Here is an 18,197-nt window from a genome sequence, read left to right as displayed (position 1 = left end):
ATGAGTAAGTTACTATCGTTTGATTTTTGGCAACGATTTGGGAAGTCCCTTATCGTTGTTATCGCGGTGATGCCTGCCGCTGGTATCATGATATCACTAGGTAAAGTGGTCGCAATGTATGCGGGTGGGTTTGGTGCCATTGAAACACTAGGCGCTATAATGGAAAACATAGGTTGGGGGATCATTGTTAACCTTCACCTATTATTTGCGGTCGCGATTGGTGGCTCGTGGGCAAAAGAGCGTGCAGGTGGCGCATTTGCCGCGCTAATTGCCTTCATCTTAATCAACCGTATCACTGGGGTTATATTGGGCGTGGATAACGCTATGCTCAGTGACCCAGAAGCGGTTGTGATGAGCCTATTTGGTTCTGAGTTACCTGTCTCTCAATTCTTCACGAATATTTTGGGTGCTCCTGCCCTAAATATGGGTGTGTTTATCGGTATTATGTCTGGCTATTTAGGTGCCAACTTATTTAACCGCTATCATGACTTCGCTCGCTTACCTCAGGCATTAGCATTTTTCAACGGTAAGCGTTTTGTACCTTTTGTTGTTATTTTCTATTCGCTGATTATTGCGTTTGGTTTATCTGTAATATGGCCTTTAATTCAAGGTGCGCTTAATGATTTTGGTCAATGGATTGCTACCTCTAAAGACACTGCGCCGATCACTGCTCCTTTCTTGTATGGTACGTTAGAGCGTTTATTACTGCCATTTGGTTTACACCACACTTTAACTATTCCAATGAATTACACCGAGTTGGGTGGTACTTATGAGCTTTTGACTGGGATGAATGCGGGCTCAAGTGTTTATGGTCAAGATCCATTATGGCTTGCTTGGGTCAGCGATTTAAATAATCTTAAATTAAGCGATCCGACAACTTACCAACACCTGTTAGATACGGTGCACCCAGCACGCTTTAAAGCAGGCCAAGTTATTATCGCAGCCTCTTCATTGATTGGTATTGGACTTGCGATGTATCACTGTGTTGATAGTGATAAGCGCGCACAATATAAGCCAATGTTCTTATCTGCCTGTCTTGCTGTGTTATTAACCGGTGTGACTGAGCCTATTGAATTCATGTTTATGTTTATCGCTCCCGTTTTGTATGTTGCACATGCTGTGTTAACAGGAGTTGCATTTGCGTTGGTCGATGTGATGGACCTACGTGTACATGCCTTTGGTTTGATTGAGTTACTCACTCGTATACCTATGATGGTTTCAGCGGGCATCGGTGGTGATCTGGTTCGCTTTGCATTAGTTTCTATTGTTTTCTTTGTGGTTAACTATGGATTGTTCCGCTTCCTAATCGTGAAATTGAAGTTACCAACACCGGGTCGTATGGGTAACTACCTGGATGAAAGCTCAGAATCGATGTCAGAAGATGAGAAGATGAACATTATTATTCAGAATTTAGGTGGCCGTGCCAATATTGCTGAGATTGATGCTTGTATGACTCGCTTGCGTATTACAGTTAATGATCCGAAGTTGGTTGCTGAATATGCATCATGGAAGCCGACAGGGGCTCTTGGTGCTGTGATTAAAGAACAGGGTGTACAAGTTATTTATGGCCCTGGGGTGGATGTTATTAAATCTAAGTTAATAGAGAAATATTCAGCACAACCTGCGTAATTCTTTTTAGATCAAATAACCTCGAGAAACGCAGCCTTGCGCTGCGTTTTATCTCACTAGAATAAATAAGTGAATAATAATGAAGTTAATGACACTAAATACCCACAGTTGGCAAGAAGAAAAACAGCTAGAAAAGTTAGATGTGGTCGCGCAAGCCATTATCGAGCAAGGGTGCGATGTGGTTGCATTACAGGAAGTGAATCAACATCAAGATAGCCCGGCCGTTGATGCCAATATATTAACCAATCACACTGTGTTGGCGAATAACTATGGTTATTTATTACAGAAAAAACTCATGGAATACGGTCATCACTACCAACTTACGTGGGATTTCGTTCATCAAAGTTATGAAGTATATCAAGAGGGGCTCTCATTTTTAACGCGACTACCGATTGTCGAACATGAGGTCATTGATTTAAGTGATAGCTATGATGTGAGCTTTTGGAAACATCGGCGAGCAGTGCGTATTAAAGTGACCTCTCAACAGGGTGATTTTAATCTTTATAATTGTCATTGTGGCTGGTGGAATGACTCAGAGAACTCATTTGAGGATCAGTTCGACCGAATCAAGGCAACTTTACCAACAGAGTTGAGCTTTCTATTAGGCGATTTCAACAACCCAAGCCATATACGTAATGAAGGCTATGATTACGTATTACAACGCGGTTTGATGGATTGTTATGAAGTTGCTGAAATCAAAGATGATGGAACCACTGTCATTAAAAACATTGATGGTTGGGAGCAAAATAGCCAAGCGCTACGCATTGATTTAGTACTTAGTAATCAGCCTGTAGTGGTAAAGCAGCATAAGGTGATTTTTAATCACGATTTTTATCCGGTTGTATCAGATCACTTTGGGGTGTTGGTAGAAGTAGAACTTACTTAATTTTTATCAACTCATCGTAGTTTAAATAAAAAGAATACTGACACAAATACGGCTAATTATCAGGTCACTCTTACTTGCTAAAATAGCGATAGAATACGACTGACCTTAACGATCTTTAGTGCGAGTTCGAAGTGATTACATAAGATTCTCTGTTCTTTCTTTCAACTATATACACAAGATTTCACACTTCTGCGAAATCTAAACTATCTTGTTGATACTGGTACAGATTAATAAGGATCGTTATGAATAGGTATATCGCAGAAATATTCGGTACATTTTGGTTGGTGTTAGGTGGTTGTGGTAGTGCCGTCTTAGCCGCTGCTTTTCCCGATGTAGGTATCGGCTTACTCGGGGTTTCCCTCGCGTTTGGTTTAACCGTACTCACCATGGCTTTTGCTATTGGCCATATATCCGGCTGTCATCTCAACCCTGCTGTTACAATTGGTCTTTGGAGCGGTGGCCGCTTTGATGCCAAAGACGTCGCACCTTACATTATTGCCCAGGTCATTGGCGGTATTATCGCGGGTGGTGTGTTATTTGTGATTGCTTCAGGCCAAGCAGGCTTTGACGCTGCGGCATCTGGCTTTGCTTCAAATGGTTATGGTGAACACTCACCGGGCGGCTACTCGCTCACAGCAGCTCTCGTTTGTGAAGTGGTCATGACCATGGTGTTCCTATTCGTGATTATGGGCGCGACGGATTCGAAAGCACCCGCTGGGTTTGCACCTATCGCAATTGGTCTTTGTTTGACCCTAATTCACCTTATCAGTATCCCTGTAACCAATACCTCGGTGAATCCTGCGCGAAGTACTGGTGTAGCCGTATTTGTCGGTGATTGGGCCGTTTCGCAATTGTGGCTATTCTGGATTGCACCGATTATTGGTGCCGTGATTGGCGCGATGATATACAAAGCGGTGAGAGGTTCAGATTAAGCGCTGAAAAACGTCTAAAGCAATAAAAGAAAAAGCCGCTTAGTGATGCTTCACCAAGCGGCTTTTTTAGATCTTATGACGACCGAGTAAGGAGTGCGAAAGCGTGGTGCCATCCACCAGCTCTAGCTCACCACCAACGGGAACACCATGAGCGATACGGCTAGCGTTCACTTCATGGGCATTACATAGCTCAGCAATGTAGTGCGCTGTCGCTTCCCCTTCAACTGTCGGGTTGGTCGCTAGGATTACTTCAGAGATATCACCACGACGCAGGCGGTAGTCCAAAACATCGAGACCGATATCACTTGGACCAATACCATCAAGTGGTGAAAGGTGACCCATAAGCACAAAGTAACGACCAGAATATTGGCCTGTTGCTTCGATAGCTGCAATGTCTGCTGGGCTCTCTACTACACAGATTTGACCATTTTCCTGACGTTTAGGATTGGTACAAATGTGGCAGGTATCTTCTTCAGTAAAAGTACGGCACTCATTACAGTGACCAATTTCGGTCATTGCTTGGCTAAGAGCTTCAGCCAACTGTAGGCCGCCTTTTCTATCGCGCTGTAACAAATGAAAGGCCATACGCTGCGCCGACTTGGGGCCAACCCCAGGTAGACAACGTAAGGCCTCCATCAAATGCTCCAGCATATGACTGGTACGCATATTTAACCGTTCTAATTTTCAAGTAACGATTTACTCAAGATAAACCGCAGCCTGAATAAACCTTTAGAAATAGTTTCTTAGAAAGGCATCTTCATACCTGGTGGAAGTTGCATTCCGCCAGTTACGCTAGCCATTTTCTCTTTTTGAGTTTCTTCAACGCGACGAGCCGCATCGTTGAAAGCAGCAGCGATAAGATCTTCAAGCATCTCTTTATCGTCTTCCATTAGGCTTTCATCGATATCAACACGGCGAACGCTGTGGCTACCAGTGATCGTTACTTTTACAAGGCCAGCACCTGACTCACCTGTAACTTCCATATTTGCGATTTCTTCTTGAAGCTTTTGCATGCGCTCTTGCATTTGCTGGGCTTGCTTCATCATGTTGCCCATACCGCCTTTACCAAACATGTTAATACTCTCTGGTCTAATTGGTTTATTAAAAATTAATTAAGCTATACGAGCTTAAATGGGGGTTAAAACAGTGTGATTCAACCCCTCGATGTTCAGTTCTCAGATTTGCTTATCTGGGATGATACGCCGGTCACTAAACAAGAAAACGTTCTAGATAGGACGAACGCTGTCTCTGTCGAGTTCAGCGGCAAAACGTTTTTCAATGAACTGTACGTTGGCATCGTTTTCTAAAGCGGTAAACGCGTCTTTCAACTTACCTTGATACAGTCGTTCTCGTAATTCTAGCGGCGTTTCTCCACCATCACCGATTTCAACACTCAAATGACACTCTTCCCCAAGCACAGTATTGAGAGACTGCAATAGCTCACTCTGTGCACGGTCGGTATTCAAGTGAGCTTGGCTCGCTCTTAACGTTAAAGTGATTGATGTGTCGTTTTTAGCAAACACTGAGTTCAATGCTAACTGTTCAACAAGCTTGGCTGTCTCTAGCTTTTGAATCGTGGCTGACCATTCATCTTGAGCAATCGACTCTTGAAGCAATTTGTCGACCATTTCTGGTGTCTTAATATGCTCTAACGCACGCTTTATTTGAGTAGGTGTAAGCTCTTTGCTTACCTCTTTCACTACAGGTTTAGACGGTTTCCAGCGATAAGGTTCATTATCATTGGTCACATTCTCTGTCGAAGAGGCTGATAAAGAAGCTGGCGACACCCGCTCAGAACCACCGTGTTGCTGAGCAACTCGATCAAGAACTGAAGTTTTAGCTGGTGTCGCTTTAGCCTTTTTTGGCACCGAGCCTTTGTTTTCTGTTGCCGAACTGCCTCTACGTTGAGAACGTAATTGGTGGCGTAAACCACTCATAGGCGAAGTTGCACGCGCTGGCTGCTCTTGCGGAGCAGAAGGTGCAGCGCTTGGCTGTTGAACCGGACTCTGGTTTTGATAATTCGTTTGTTGCTGCTGAGGCTGCTCTGCACCGTAGCTTGGACGCTCATCATAAGCAGGAGGCGCGTCATACTGGCTATGCGGGTAATCCTGCTCAGGATAACCTTGGTTGCCTGAATGTTCAGCGTAACCTTGCGAATCTGAATACTGTGCTGGAGTCTGTTGCACGGGTGGCTGCTGCATAGCTTGCTGTTGAGGCGCCTGTTGTTGCATCTGAGGCTGTCTCGGAGCTGCCATTGGCGCAGGTTGACTCACTGACTGAGCAACGTTCTGAGCTTGAGCTGCTGGAACTGGCGCTGGGCTTGCCGACTGAGTCGAGATTGCCGTAGCAACCGCTTGTTCAGCTGGTCTAAATGCCAACATGCGTAAAACCACCATCTCAATACCAACGCGAGCGGTTGGCGACAATGGTAAGTCTTCACGACCTTTCAACACGATCTGGTAGTAGAGTTGAATGTCTTGTGGGCTAAGCGCTTTGCTCAGTAGTTCAAGCTTCTCAGCGTCAGGCTGTGCCTTATCTAATGTAGATGGCAAAGCTTGGAACATCGCAAGACGATGCAGTTGGGCCGCAAGCTGATTCAGCAAACCGTCCCACTCAACACCGTTCTCAGCAAGGCTTTGGATACACGCCATCGCTTGCTGTGGCTGCTTACTGCTAATCGCTTCAAGCAAGTGGATAGCTTGGTCGGTATCCAGTGTTCCGAGCATGTGAGCAACAGTATCTGTTACGACATTGCCATTACCCAATGCGATAGCTTGGTCTGTAAGGCTTAGCGCATCACGCATACTGCCATCAGCAGCATGAGCAATCATTCCAAGCGCACGAGATTCAGACGTCACATCTTCTTGTTCAAGAATATGATCGAGCTGCTCGTGAATATTATCAACGCTGATCGGCTTAAGATGGAACTGCAAACAACGCGACAAGATCGTTACTGGAAGCTTCTGTGGATCCGTTGTCGCGAGCAAGAATTTCACATACTCAGGCGGCTCTTCTAAGGTCTTTAGAAGCGCGTTAAAGCTGTGCCTGGAAAGCATGTGGACTTCATCGATTAGGTAAACCTTGAAGCGACCACGTGCAGGCTTGTACTGAACATTGTCCAGAAGCTCGCGGGTATCTTCTACCTTAGTTCGTGATGCCGCATCGATCTCGAGCAGGTCAACAAAGCGACCTTCATCGATTTCTTTACAGGTTGCACATTCACCACAAGGTGTTGAGGTAATGCCTGTTTCACAGTTGAGTCCCTTAGCAAACAAACGACCGATGGTTGTTTTACCAACACCTCGTGTACCGCTGAACAGGTATGCGTGGTGCAACCTATTCTGGCTAAGGGCATTCTCTAATGCTGTTAAAACATGGGCTTGACCAACCACTTCTTTGAATTTGGTTGGTCGCCATTTTCGCGCTAACGCAAGATAGCTCATGAATAATTCCGAAAAGGATTAATGACCGTCGAATTCGCAGATGCTAAACACTTCTAGACCTAAGCCTTGTAAGCGCTTGTCACCACCGATTTCTGGAAGGTTAATAACAAATGCAGCGTGTTCTACCATACCACCAAGCTGACGAATCAACTTTGTTGTTGCTTCAATCGTACCGCCCGTTGCTAGCAAATCATCAACCATCAACACTTTATCGCCTTCAACGATAGCATCAGTATGGATTTCTAGAGTGTCGGTGCCGTACTCAAGCTCATAAGATTGTGCCACAGTTTGACGAGGCAGCTTGCCCGGCTTACGAACAGGAATGAAGCCAACACCTAGCTCAAGTGCCAAAGGCGCACCAAATAGGAAACCACGAGCTTCAGTACCAACGATCTTAGTAAAGCCCATGTCCTTGTATGTTTCCGCTAGCAGGTCGATAGTCGCTTTGTAAGCTACTGGATCTTCCATCAAGCTTGTTACGTCACGGAACAAAATACCCGCTTTAGGGTAATCAGGAATGCTTTTGATGCTTGCTTTGATCAGAGAGATTTTTTCTGTGTTCATAATCTTATGCACTTCATTAGGCCGCTTTCCAAACTCTCGTTAACGAATCAAACATCAACGCTCGGAATTAAGGAAAGGTACGATTGGTATTCATTGCAACGAGAGTCATAACTCTGATTGCTGAAATAATAAACGCCCGCTATACAAGCAGGCACACTGGCTTAATGGTAGTGATTTTCTTTGCTGTCAGCAACCAACTCATGGGTTGGAAGTCGCATAAACCATGTGAGAAGAATAACAAGTACACAAATTAGGAAAGCCTTGACCCAAATGATAGGGGCAAAGTAGATGGATAACGCAAAACTCAACAAGATAAAGAATACGCCACGCATTTTAACTTGTTTGGTGACGGCACCGTGTTGATACCAATTGTTCAGCAAAGGACCCAGCGTTTTGTGCTCATGCATCCATTTATGAACTTTCGGATTGCTTCGCATGAAGCATGCGCTGGCAAGAAGGAGAAAAGGAGTGGTTGGCAGAACGGGCAAAACTATCCCTAGAACTGCGAGAAATATACAAAGGCCACCAGCAATATTGAGGCTTAAAACTCGAACGCTAATTGTGGCCTCCTTGAGTTAGCTATCACCAATCGGCGACGACAGCTTAACTAGAATGTTGCGTAACCATTGAATACACGGATCAACGTAAGTGTTGCTGGTAGCAATGGAATCATTAAAAATGCGGCTAAAAATCCTAAAAAGTAGAATACATTAAACGGGTCTTGAAAGTCTTTGTTATCTGCCATGATTGCTTCTTGTTTTTGTTAGTGAAGGTAAGTATCCGGCGAACCAAACCCGCTTTGCTAAATCGACATTTAACAAAAAAGGCATAGCCGCACCATTTGCGCAACTATACCTTAATCAATTATTCACAAAAACCGAGGAAATATAGGGTTAATCAGTAGACCCTTGGTGTATGTCTAAACTAAAACTTGCCGCTCCAAGTAGGCTCAACGACAGTTGGCAGCCCTGTTCGATCGGAAGGTCCCGCGTAATAAAGTTCTTCTTGCAGTTCTCACCCAAGCGCTCACCTGCTGCAATATATTGATTCAATTCACCATTCGACCATTGCCCGTCTAGACCCGCAGGCAAAATGGAGATGGTTCCCTCAGCAAGGTCAGCAACACCAAACAAGGCATTCACTGGGGTGGAGCATTTAGAGCAACGAATCCCCTTCTCTGAGATTTCAGCAATATCTTTGAGATCAACATTAAAATCTTTTCTGTTTCTTATGTAATCGTGGAACAGCGCTCTCACTAACAATGTTGTCGCGGAGCCGCCATTATCAGACGACGATGAATCGACGAGGTAAAAAGCAAACTGCCCGTTCATCATCCACGCATAGTCAAACACAAGTGGCATCATCTCTGTTGATTGCAGTAACCGGTAACTGCAACGCCATGAGCCTTGTCGCGTATCTTTCTCTGGAAGCAGCGCATGCAGTAAGTCTTTTGCTGCGCTTGGGTTATCTTGAAGGTAATTCAGGTGCCAATGCAGTTCTTGGTCTTCAGGGATCTCTCCCCCATCATCCACACAGAACCATTGGCTCGAAAAATCTCGTTGGTCTGAAATGTTATCGAACGAATCTGTCAATGTATTCGCAATCGCACTTCCTAGGTGACGGTGATCCTCTAACGGCTTCGCCAAGAAGTCTTTAATACCAAATCGCAAGGCTTTCGCCACATCAGACATATCATCAGTGCCAGACACAACGATCATAGGCAGTGACGGGTACTCTAAACTGAGCTCTTCCACAAGCTCTATGCCATCAAGTATTGGCATTGATAAGTCACACACAATTAAATCTGGCGCTGAGTCTCTAAGTTTCTGCAAAGCGTCCAGTCCATTTTCAGCCTCAACCACTTTATAACCGACCTTGTCTAGGTACGCGCTGGTTATACGGCGAAAAATAGGATCATCATCAACCAACATCACGCATTTTTGGTTAATTACTTCCTGAGCCGAGGTCATTACTGGCTGACTGTGAGTTTTGTACATAATCTATAACCTCACAAAACTAAGTCGAATTATTATTGTTATCTGTTCTAAGAACTAATATAAAACTTAGTAATAAAATGCTAAATACACAAATTTGCACTCTTTACTGGTAATTCGTGACGAGGGTTGGAATACTTGTAAATAGTGCAACGAGTTGACGTAACGCAAACATTGATCTCACTGTTACGTATAAATTAGATGAGATTGTAAACAAATGTGTCTGGATTTATGAAATTAGATGATTTAAACCTCTTTCGACTCGTCGTTGAAAATGGGAGCTACACCGCAACATCGCGCAAGACTATGATTCCGGTTGCGACCATCACACGACGCATCCAAGCCTTAGAAGATTCTTTGAACCTTAGGCTTCTCAATAGACACGCGCGTAAACTTTCTTTAACAGAGGCAGGCGAACGTTTCTTCAATGAATGCTCTCCGCTGTTGCAACGTCTCTCTTCTACTGCAGAAGAGTTAACTGACGTGTGCAAAGGCGCTTCCGGTAAGATTCGTATTACGGCACCCTCAAACCTGACCAAGCGCATGATGATGCCAATGTTCAGTGAATTCATGATTCAATACCCTGATATCAATATTGAGCTGATGATGAACAACCAAGCGGATCAGCTGGATCCAACGGAGTGGGACGTAATTTTCCGAGTCGGCCCTCAGCGTGATTCAAGCCTAATCGCTCGAAAAATCAGTGAAGTCAAAGATATTCTTATCGCGAGCCCTGAGTACTTAGCGAAGAACCCAGCTCCAAGCCATGCTGAAGAGCTAGCGAACCATTCGCTACTCAAAGGCTACCCGCTGATTAAGTGGCAGCTGAGTAATTCGAATGAAGAGACGGTGGTGAATAGCGAGAAAGGCCGTTTCAACGCCAATGCGCTTAATGTCGTAAGACAAGCGTGCTCAGAAGGCCTAGGTATCACCCTGATGCCTGACGTGATGATTCGTGAATACATTGAAGATGGCAGCTTAGTGCAAGTCTTAGAAGACTGGAGCGCTAACCCTCGTGATATTTACATGCTTTATAACCACAAAGACCATCTACCAGAGAAAGTGAGATTGTTTATTGATTTTGTGATCGCATACCACATTCATTAAGGTCAATCCCCTTCTCTATAAACAAAAAACCAGAGCCGATGCTCTGGTTTTTTATTTTCTGTATCGCTAGCGAAACTCTGTATGACTAACGAAACGCTAGTTAAGCGCCTTCGTTGTGTAACTCTAAGTTAGCAAGATCTTGTTGAATCTCACGCTGAACCTTTGAGTCGTCATTACGCAAAGAGTCTAGGAAATCTAGGTACACTTGGTCGATATCGCCCGTTACATACTCGCCGTTAAATACAGAAGTATCAAAACGAGAGATGTCTTGATTGCCCATGCCCACTGCAGAAATCAGATCTGGTAGCGTTTGGAAAATCAAGGCGTCTGCGCCAATCTGCTTACAAATCGTTTCGTTATCACGACCATGGGCAATCAACTCTGTCGCGCTCGGCATATCAATGCCGTAAACGTTAGGGAAGCGAACCTCTGGAGCAGCTGAAACCATGAAGACCTTATTTGCGCCAGAATCACGAGCCATCTCAATGATCTGCTCTGATGTTGTGCCGCGAACGATAGAATCGTCAACCAGAAGAACGTTCTTACCTTTAAACTCAGAGCGAATTGCGTTGAGCTTACGGCGAACCGACTTCTTACGTTGTTGCTGACCTGGCATGATGAATGTGCGGCCAACATAGCGGTTTTTCACGAAACCTTGACGGTATGGCTTATTGATCGCTTGAGCGATTCGTAGCGCAATATCGTTTGATGTTTCAGGGATTGGAATAACCACATCAATGTCTAAGTCTGCGTACTCTTCTTTAATACGCATACCAAGCATCTCACCCATCTCAACGCGTGCGCTGTAAACCGAGATTTTGTCGATGAATGAATCTGGGCGTGCAAAGTATACAAACTCAAAGATACATGGGTTTAGTTGTGGGTTGTCTGCACATTGCTTAGTGAAAAGCTCACCGTCAAACGTTGCGTAGATAGCTTCACCTGGTGCTACGTCGCGCATGAAGTCGAAACCAACAGCATCGAGTGCTACCGATTCAGACGCAACCATGTACTCTGTTTTACCTTGAACTTCACGCTTACCAAGACACAATGGACGAATACCATGTGGGTCACGGAATGCGATCATACCGTGGCCGATGATCATCGCCGTTACGGCGTAAGCACCACGAATTGTACGATGCACATTTGCCACAGCGCGGAAAACGTCATCTGAAGTTACGTTACCTTTAACAGTATCGATCTCATGAGCTAATACGTTCAGTAGAACTTCAGAGTCAGAGGTTGTGTTTACATGACGACGGTCTTTTTCGAACAACTTCTCACGAACTTCGTTTGCGTTCGTCAGGTTACCGTTGTGCGCCAACGTAATGCCAAAAGGAGAGTTTACGTAGAAAGGCTGAGCTTCAGACGCACTTGAACTACCCGCAGTAGGATAACGAACATGGCCAATACCAACTTCACCTTGTAGGCGCTGCATGTGTTTTGCTTCAAAAACATCTTTTACTAAACCGTTCGCCTTACGCAGACGGAAACGATTGCTTTCTATGGTACAAATACCAGCGGCATCTTGGCCACGATGCTGCAATACCGTTAAAGCGTCATAAATAGACTGGTTTACAGGTGTTGAACCCACGATTCCAACAATACCACACATGTCCTAATCCTCGATTTTTCGACATTAACTGACGCTAGAGCGCGCCAGATAAGAAACTAGATGTTGCTTGTAAATGCTCGAAGAACGGCGCAATGATTCGACTAAATTCTGGAACCAATTGCGAATTCTTCCACCACTCAGAACTTGGGAATGCAGTAAACGCATCCATGAAAAACAACACTGCAGAAACAATCAAAACACCACGTAAGCCACCAAAGACGACACCGAGGATTCTGTCTGTACCTGACAGGCCTGTTTTCTGAACTAGTTGACCGATGACATAGTTAACTAAGGCACCCACAACTAACGTTGCAACAAACAATGCTGCTATCGCAGTTCCGTTTCGAAACATCTCATCTTCGATATTGGTGAAGTACATCGCTAATTTAGCGTAGTACTGGCTAGCAATAAAAAATGCTCCAAACCAAATAACGAGTGACAAGGCTTCTTTAGCGAAACCACGAACTAAACTGATCACGGCAGAGAAGCCGATCACGCCTAAAATGACAAAATCTAACCAATTCATGAATTCTTCATCTTAAGTTGGCGCGCATTTTAACAGAAAAAATGCTGACGCAAACGTTTTCTTATGGATTTAACGGTTTAAATTTGAGCAACTGGCCTTTTGAACCCGTAATTTTTTCTAATTCCTTAATTTGTCGCTCAAGTTTGGATTTAGAGACATCCGGGCCAATAATTACTCGCGTAAAAGTTTTTTCTTGCTTGGTGTGAGCCTGATAACCGCGCTTTTGCAGATCCTTAACAACGTTTTTTGCGTTGTCAGCATTCTTCAAAGCCATCAATTGAATAATCCAAGCACTGTCTTGGTATTCATTTTTTTCAGGTATCGGCTTAACCACAACTGCCACTTTGTCTGCTTCTTTATCATTAGAAGAAGACGCGGTTTGCGTGTTTGAATTATCAGTACGACCACTTTCAACCACTTGCTCAACCGGAGAATCCGGTAGCGCTATCTGATCTTCAACGGGATCGAGTACTTCAAACACTTCAACATTACTATCAAGCTCAGGCTTAATTGGAATGCTTGCAAACTCTTCTTTGTAGTGGAGCTTCTTACCATCTAGTACATCGGGCAATACAATCACGCCAATGGCCACTAAAATGATGGTGCCGACTAACCGGCTTTGGAATTTACTTGCCATTTAGTTTCCTTTTTTCTGCCAATGCTCCAACACTTCACCCACTGTATGGAAAGAACCGACAACCAACACAACATCGTCACCTTTAACAGAAGCTAAAGCCGCTTCAAACGCTACAACAGGGTTTGAATACCGCTCTACACCTTCAGGTAAGCTTTGACACAATTCAGCGGCTGTTGCGGCTCGTGGGCCGTTCAGCGAAGCTGGGTACCAATGTGTTGTTATTGGAGCTAATACTTCCAATGTCGCGGGGATATCTTTGTCATGAAGCATGGCGACTACAACGTGTAAATTTTTGCCTGCATACTTCTTCGCGACTTGCTGCGCAAAGTACTCAGCAGAATGCGGGTTGTGTGCTACATCAAGCACAATCACCGGTTGTTCGCTAATTTGCTGCATACGCCCAGGAAGCTGCGCATTCTTCATGCCGTTAACCACGTTCACGTCGCTAATACTAAGCTCTGATGTGCCCAATGCCATCAACGCTGTTGCAGCGTTAGGTAACGGCAGGCTTGGAATAGGTAGCGATTCTAGTTGGAATGCACCACTGCGCCAGTTCCACGTATCACCGTCAACATCATAAGTGTATTGAATACCGACTTGGTAGAACTCAGCCTTAATGTCATCAGCGTGCGCTGCAACCGTAGCCGGTGGCTTGGGTTGACCACAGATAGCGGGTTTACCGCTACGATAAATGCCCGCTTTCTCAAAACCAATCACATTGATGTCATCACCTAGCCAGTCAACATGGTCGACAGCCAAACTAGTAATCACAGAAACATCATGCTCAACGATATTGGTCGCGTCTAAACGCCCGCCTAAACCCACTTCTAAAAGCACAACATCAACCGCTTCAGTTTGAAATGCACGTAACGCCGCTAAAGTGCCATATTCGAAAAAACTCAGGCTGATTTCGCCACGCTCTTTCTCAATGAAATCGAAAGACTGAACCATCTTTTCATCAGATAGATCTTGGCCGTTGATACGAACACGTTCGTTATAGCGAATTAAGTGAGGAGAGCTGTAGACACCAACTGAGTAACCAGCGTCCAATAGAATCGCTTCCATCAGTGCACATGTTGAGCCTTTGCCATTGGTTCCGGCAACAGTAATAACATGTTGAGCAGGTTTGGTGAGGTTTGCCTTAGAGGCGACGGCCTGAACTCGGTCTAATCCAAGATCAATAGCGCTTGTGTGGATGTTTGATAAATAATCAAGCCACATCTCCAAAGAGGATGTGGCTTGAGGAATAGGTTGTTGACTCATCTAACTCATAACCATAATTAAGTTGGTTTGTTAGAAGGTACTTTACCCTTTTTCTGGCGCTTCTGGTACTTCATAAGTAGCTTCATTCGGTGAATCGTTCACAGAAACTACTAATGGTGAAGGCTGGTTGGTCATTTTAGCAACAAGGCTTGCAACGCGCTGACGCATCTCACGACGGTCAACAATCATGTCGATAGCACCGTGGTCTAGTAGGAACTCACTGCGTTGGAAACCTTCAGGAAGGTCTTCACGTACCGTTTGTTCGATTACACGACGTCCAGCAAAACCGATCAGTGCTTTTGGTTCACCAATATTGATATCGCCAAGCATTGCCAAACTTGCAGAAACACCACCCATTGTTGGATCAGTCATAACTGAAACAAACGGTAGGCCTTTCGCAGATAAACGCTCAAGCGCAGCACTGGTTTTCGCCATTTGCATTAGAGACATCAATGCCTCTTGCATACGAGCACCACCACTTGCAGAGAAACACACTAAACCACAGTTGTTCTCGATAGCAGCATCTACCGCTTTCACGAAACGAGCACCAACAACAGAACCCATTGAGCCGCCCATGAATGAGAATTCAAAAGCACACGCTACGATAGGTAAACCCAATAGTTCGCCTTTCATTGCAACTAATGCGTCTGTTTCACCACTGTTCTTTTGAGCAGCAGAGATACGTTCTTTGTAACGCTTAGAGTCTTTAAACTTCAGCTTGTCTTGTGGCTCAAGATCAGCACCTAGTTCAACACGCTCACCTTTGTCTAGGAATGTATCCAGACGACGACGTGCTTTCATGCGCATGTGATGGTCACATTTTGGACATACTTCTAGGTTACGCTCTAGTTCAGCATGGTACAGAACCTGCTCACAAGAAGTACATTTCGTCCAAACACCCTCAGGGATAGACGCTTTACGAGATGTTACGATGTTGCTTTTTTCTAAAATCTTTTCAAGCCAACTCATGGAAGACCTTTTTGTTTCGATTCTTCCGCTTGATTGCGAAAGAAATAAATTTGGGAATTATGCGTGGGAATTAAAGCACATAAAACAGCGACTGTAGATAAAAAACTGGTTGTACCTATTTCCTGGGACTATCTTACGCACTAAACCGTAATAATTTTTGAACCTAAGTCTCACATTTAGTTCAAATTATCCGGTAAAAATAGAGGACCAATTGGCTCTCGTGGTAGCTCAAAATGTTCAGGATAATCAACATCCACCAGATACAAACCTTCCGCTTTTGCAGTTGCGCCGGCTACTTTTCGATCTTTAGCTTCTAAAAGCCACTGGATCCACTCTGGTTTCTGCTCACCTTTACCTACGGCAATAAGGCTACCCGTAATATTCCTCACCATGTGGTGAACAAACGCATTCGCTTTAATATCGATCACAATGTAGTGTCCATGACGAGTCACGTTCAAGTGAATCATGTTTCTCCATGGGCTACGAGATTGACAGTGTGTTGCCCTGAACGAAGTGAAGTCATTCTCACCAAGTAAGTACTGACCCGCTTCATGCATTTTTTTCTCATCAAGATGACCATGATAATGGCTCACACCTGAATTCAAAATGCCTGGGCGTAGTGCATGGTTAAAGATAATGTAGCGATAACGGCGGGCAGTAGCCGAGAAACGAGCATGGAAATCCTCATTCACTTCTGTCGCCCAACGAACCGCAATATCTTTTGGCATGTTGGCATTCGCGCCCATTGTCCATGCCACCATTTTACGATCGACATTAGTTTCAAAGTGAACGACTTGTCCCGTACCGTGAACACCGGCATCTGTACGACCTGCGCACATAACTTCTACAGGGTGATTCGCGACAACTGAAAGAGCCTTTTCCAATTCTTCTTGGACACTTTTCACGTCTCGTTGGCGCTGCCAACCAAAGTAGTGGGTACCGTTATATTCAATACCTAAAGCAATTTTCATGTTCTTGTTCTCTTTGAAAATGGGCGAGAATTATATACGGAAATCAGTGCTAGCCCAAATAGGATGGGGCTAAAACTTCAATAAACAATCAGCATCGACCGAGACGATGCTGTTGAAAAACCAAATGAAACGATAGCGCTCTGTATCGCCTTAAAATAAAGGGTAGCCAACGCTACCCTTACTGATTTGTAAATTTATCGACCGTTTAACGTATCGATAAGATTTTTTGCCTCTCGACGAATATCATCGCTGCCGTCAACGATTGCCTCTTCTAGAAGCTTAATTGCCCCTTGCGAGTCACTCATCTCGATGTAGATTTTGGCCAAATCAAGCTTACCCGCAGCTTCTGCATTGCTGTCGACATCATAATTGCCAATATCACCGATAACATCAGGGAATTCGTTAAGACCCACATCCAGTTTAAGCTCTTCATCGTCTGGATTAATGACTTCTTCACCTTCTTGCTCGACTTGAGCCATTAGCTCATCAATCGTCATGTACTGCTTATCACGACTGTTGCCTGATTCGGTTAGATTGTCTTGTTCAGCCCAATTCTCTTCTTTGATTTTCGGTTCAGCTTGCTGTTCAGCCGATGCCCAAATCTCTTGTTGGTCATCAGGCACATCATTATGCATGCTCGATTGTTGTTCTGGCGCTAGGTTAAAGCCTTTCCAGTCTTCGCCGCCGACTTCAAGCATGGCGTCAATATCTAACCCTGCGCTATCAATCGAAGTTGCGTCCAATGGCTTATCGAACATGTTGTCGACAGAGTCTTGAACATCTTCAGAAAGCAACTCAGCTAATGCTGTCTCATCAAAGTCATCAAAGCCTTCTAGTGGCTCGTCTTGAACCGCTGCAGGCGTTGAGTTTGGCTCTGAAGCCGCGCTCAGTGATTGTTCTGGCTGTGCAAAACCAGCCGGTTCAGAGTCTTCAGCATTCGAGAAATCATCAGCCTGACTATAGCTCTGCGGATTTGAGAACAGATCATGCAACGCATCTTGCTCTTCGCCTTGTGGGCTGAAAGAAGTCAGTGGTGTTGGCTTCTCAGCAAACGCATCAGAGATGGCTTCATCTTCACCATATTCCGGTAAATCAAACTCATCGAACTCTACGCCTTGGGCTTCCGCCACCGGCTCGGCATTGCTTTGCTCAATATCATCTAAAACAGAGTCTGCTTTTGCGCTTTCTTCATCGTACTCCGGAAGATCAAGGTCATCGAACTCGAACTTCTCTGTGTCAGGCGCTAAGTCTTGCTCTAACTGTGCTTCATCTGGTTCACTCACCACTTCCGCTAACGCATCGTCTTCACCAAACTCTGGTAGTTCGAAGTCATCAAGCGAGAATTCTTCTTCGCTTTCTGGTTTCGCAGTTTCAACTTGTGGTGCAGCATCTAACTGAGGCTCAGCGGTAGGTTGCGATTCAACACTTGATTGAGAGTCTATAGCAGGCGTTGCTGGCTCTGTTGTTGATTCAGCATCAGCTTCCGCTAGTGCGTCTTCTTCACTAAACTCTGGTAAGTCGAAATCATCAAACGAAAACTCTTCGTCGTCTTGCGCCTGAGCTATAACTTGGGCTTCAGTTTGAGGCTCAACACTTGGTTGAGCATCAATAGCTGGCGTTACTGGTTCTGGTGTTGATTCAGCATCAGCTTCCGCTAGTGC

18 protein-coding genes are annotated in these 18,197 nt (G+C 44.7%); 4 read left to right on the top strand and 14 right to left on the bottom strand.

What is annotated here, in order from left to right; all coding sequences use genetic code 11:
- The 3 genes from AB4329_RS08915 (at window position 1) to aqpZ (ending at window position 3,447) form a co-directional block, all read left to right on the top strand.
- Window positions 1-1,629 carry a PTS transporter subunit IIBC gene (locus AB4329_RS08915; RefSeq protein ID WP_017070319.1) on the top strand — a complete coding sequence of 543 codons (1,629 nt, stop codon included), beginning with the start codon at window positions 1-3 and terminating at the stop codon, window positions 1,627-1,629.
- A 79-nt stretch (window positions 1,630-1,708) separates the two neighbouring features.
- A complete protein-coding gene (locus AB4329_RS08910) occupies window positions 1,709-2,515 on the top strand; it encodes an endonuclease/exonuclease/phosphatase family protein (RefSeq protein WP_170962780.1) in 807 nt (268 codons plus the stop codon).
- 242 nt (window positions 2,516-2,757) lie between these two features.
- Complete coding sequence (gene aqpZ / locus AB4329_RS08905) at window positions 2,758-3,447, top strand: aquaporin Z (RefSeq protein ID WP_136973517.1); 690 nt, start codon at window positions 2,758-2,760, stop codon at window positions 3,445-3,447.
- Between the two features lie 66 nt (window positions 3,448-3,513).
- On the opposite strand, the gene recR is transcribed toward aqpZ, so the two are convergent.
- The 7 genes from recR to AB4329_RS08870 all read right to left on the bottom strand — a co-directional run bounded on the left by recR (window position 3,514) and on the right by AB4329_RS08870 (window position 9,451).
- Window positions 3,514-4,113, bottom strand: coding sequence for a recombination mediator RecR (gene recR / locus AB4329_RS08900; protein ID WP_019823189.1), 600 nt, complete (start codon window positions 4,111-4,113; stop codon window positions 3,514-3,516).
- A gap of 77 nt (window positions 4,114-4,190) precedes the next feature.
- Window positions 4,191-4,520 (bottom strand): YbaB/EbfC family nucleoid-associated protein, encoded by a 330-nt coding sequence (locus AB4329_RS08895; RefSeq protein WP_017062338.1) that lies wholly within the window; start codon window positions 4,518-4,520, stop codon window positions 4,191-4,193.
- Window positions 4,521-4,673: 153 nt separating this feature from the next.
- On the bottom strand, window positions 4,674-6,890 hold the full coding sequence (gene dnaX / locus AB4329_RS08890) for a DNA polymerase III subunit gamma/tau (RefSeq protein WP_017070743.1): 2,217 nt from the start codon (window positions 6,888-6,890) through the stop codon (window positions 4,674-4,676).
- 18 nt (window positions 6,891-6,908) lie between these two features.
- Window positions 6,909-7,454, bottom strand: coding sequence for an adenine phosphoribosyltransferase (gene apt / locus AB4329_RS08885; RefSeq protein ID WP_017070315.1), 546 nt, complete (start codon window positions 7,452-7,454; stop codon window positions 6,909-6,911).
- 161 nt (window positions 7,455-7,615) lie between these two features.
- Window positions 7,616-7,987 carry a YbaN family protein gene (locus AB4329_RS08880; RefSeq protein WP_372138094.1) on the bottom strand — a complete coding sequence of 124 codons (372 nt, stop codon included), beginning with the start codon at window positions 7,985-7,987 and terminating at the stop codon, window positions 7,616-7,618.
- A 74-nt stretch (window positions 7,988-8,061) separates the two neighbouring features.
- Window positions 8,062-8,199 carry a hypothetical protein gene (locus AB4329_RS08875; protein WP_017067606.1) on the bottom strand — a complete coding sequence of 46 codons (138 nt, stop codon included), beginning with the start codon at window positions 8,197-8,199 and terminating at the stop codon, window positions 8,062-8,064.
- Window positions 8,200-8,347: 148 nt separating this feature from the next.
- The gene (locus AB4329_RS08870; RefSeq protein ID WP_372138050.1) at window positions 8,348-9,451 is read right to left on the bottom strand and encodes a response regulator; all 1,104 of its coding nucleotides are present in this window, start codon (window positions 9,449-9,451) and stop codon (window positions 8,348-8,350) included.
- 228 nt (window positions 9,452-9,679) lie between these two features.
- On the opposite strand from AB4329_RS08870, the gene AB4329_RS08865 reads away from it, so the two are divergent.
- Complete coding sequence (locus tag AB4329_RS08865; protein WP_017062344.1) at window positions 9,680-10,555, top strand: LysR family transcriptional regulator; 876 nt, start codon at window positions 9,680-9,682, stop codon at window positions 10,553-10,555.
- 100 nt (window positions 10,556-10,655) lie between these two features.
- On the opposite strand, the gene purF is transcribed toward AB4329_RS08865, so the two are convergent.
- From purF to AB4329_RS08830, 7 genes are all read right to left on the bottom strand, one after another.
- The gene (gene purF, locus AB4329_RS08860; protein ID WP_017062345.1) at window positions 10,656-12,170 is read right to left on the bottom strand and encodes an amidophosphoribosyltransferase; all 1,515 of its coding nucleotides are present in this window, start codon (window positions 12,168-12,170) and stop codon (window positions 10,656-10,658) included.
- 34 nt (window positions 12,171-12,204) lie between these two features.
- Window positions 12,205-12,696 carry a CvpA family protein gene (locus AB4329_RS08855; RefSeq protein ID WP_009848678.1) on the bottom strand — a complete coding sequence of 164 codons (492 nt, stop codon included), beginning with the start codon at window positions 12,694-12,696 and terminating at the stop codon, window positions 12,205-12,207.
- Between the two features lie 61 nt (window positions 12,697-12,757).
- Entirely contained in the window at window positions 12,758-13,333 is a 576-nt protein-coding gene (locus tag AB4329_RS08850; RefSeq protein WP_017070741.1) for an SPOR domain-containing protein, read from the bottom strand.
- Window positions 13,334-14,596 carry a bifunctional tetrahydrofolate synthase/dihydrofolate synthase gene (folC, locus tag AB4329_RS08845; RefSeq protein WP_017062347.1) on the bottom strand — a complete coding sequence of 421 codons (1,263 nt, stop codon included), beginning with the start codon at window positions 14,594-14,596 and terminating at the stop codon, window positions 13,334-13,336.
- A 42-nt stretch (window positions 14,597-14,638) separates the two neighbouring features.
- On the bottom strand, window positions 14,639-15,565 hold the full coding sequence (gene accD, locus AB4329_RS08840; protein ID WP_017062348.1) for an acetyl-CoA carboxylase, carboxyltransferase subunit beta: 927 nt from the start codon (window positions 15,563-15,565) through the stop codon (window positions 14,639-14,641).
- A 176-nt stretch (window positions 15,566-15,741) separates the two neighbouring features.
- Window positions 15,742-16,536, bottom strand: coding sequence for a tRNA pseudouridine(38-40) synthase TruA (gene truA, locus AB4329_RS08835; RefSeq protein WP_004734161.1), 795 nt, complete (start codon window positions 16,534-16,536; stop codon window positions 15,742-15,744).
- Window positions 16,537-16,730: 194 nt separating this feature from the next.
- Window positions 16,731-18,197: FimV/HubP family polar landmark protein (locus AB4329_RS08830; protein WP_372058219.1), on the bottom strand; the 1,467-nt coding region annotated here is incomplete at its 5' end.

Source organism: Vibrio sp. 10N.261.54.A5, from assembly GCF_041471145.1.
GTDB classification, from domain to species: Bacteria; Pseudomonadota; Gammaproteobacteria; order Enterobacterales; family Vibrionaceae; genus Vibrio; species Vibrio crassostreae_C.
This window is presented reverse-complemented; position numbering and strand designations above follow the sequence as displayed.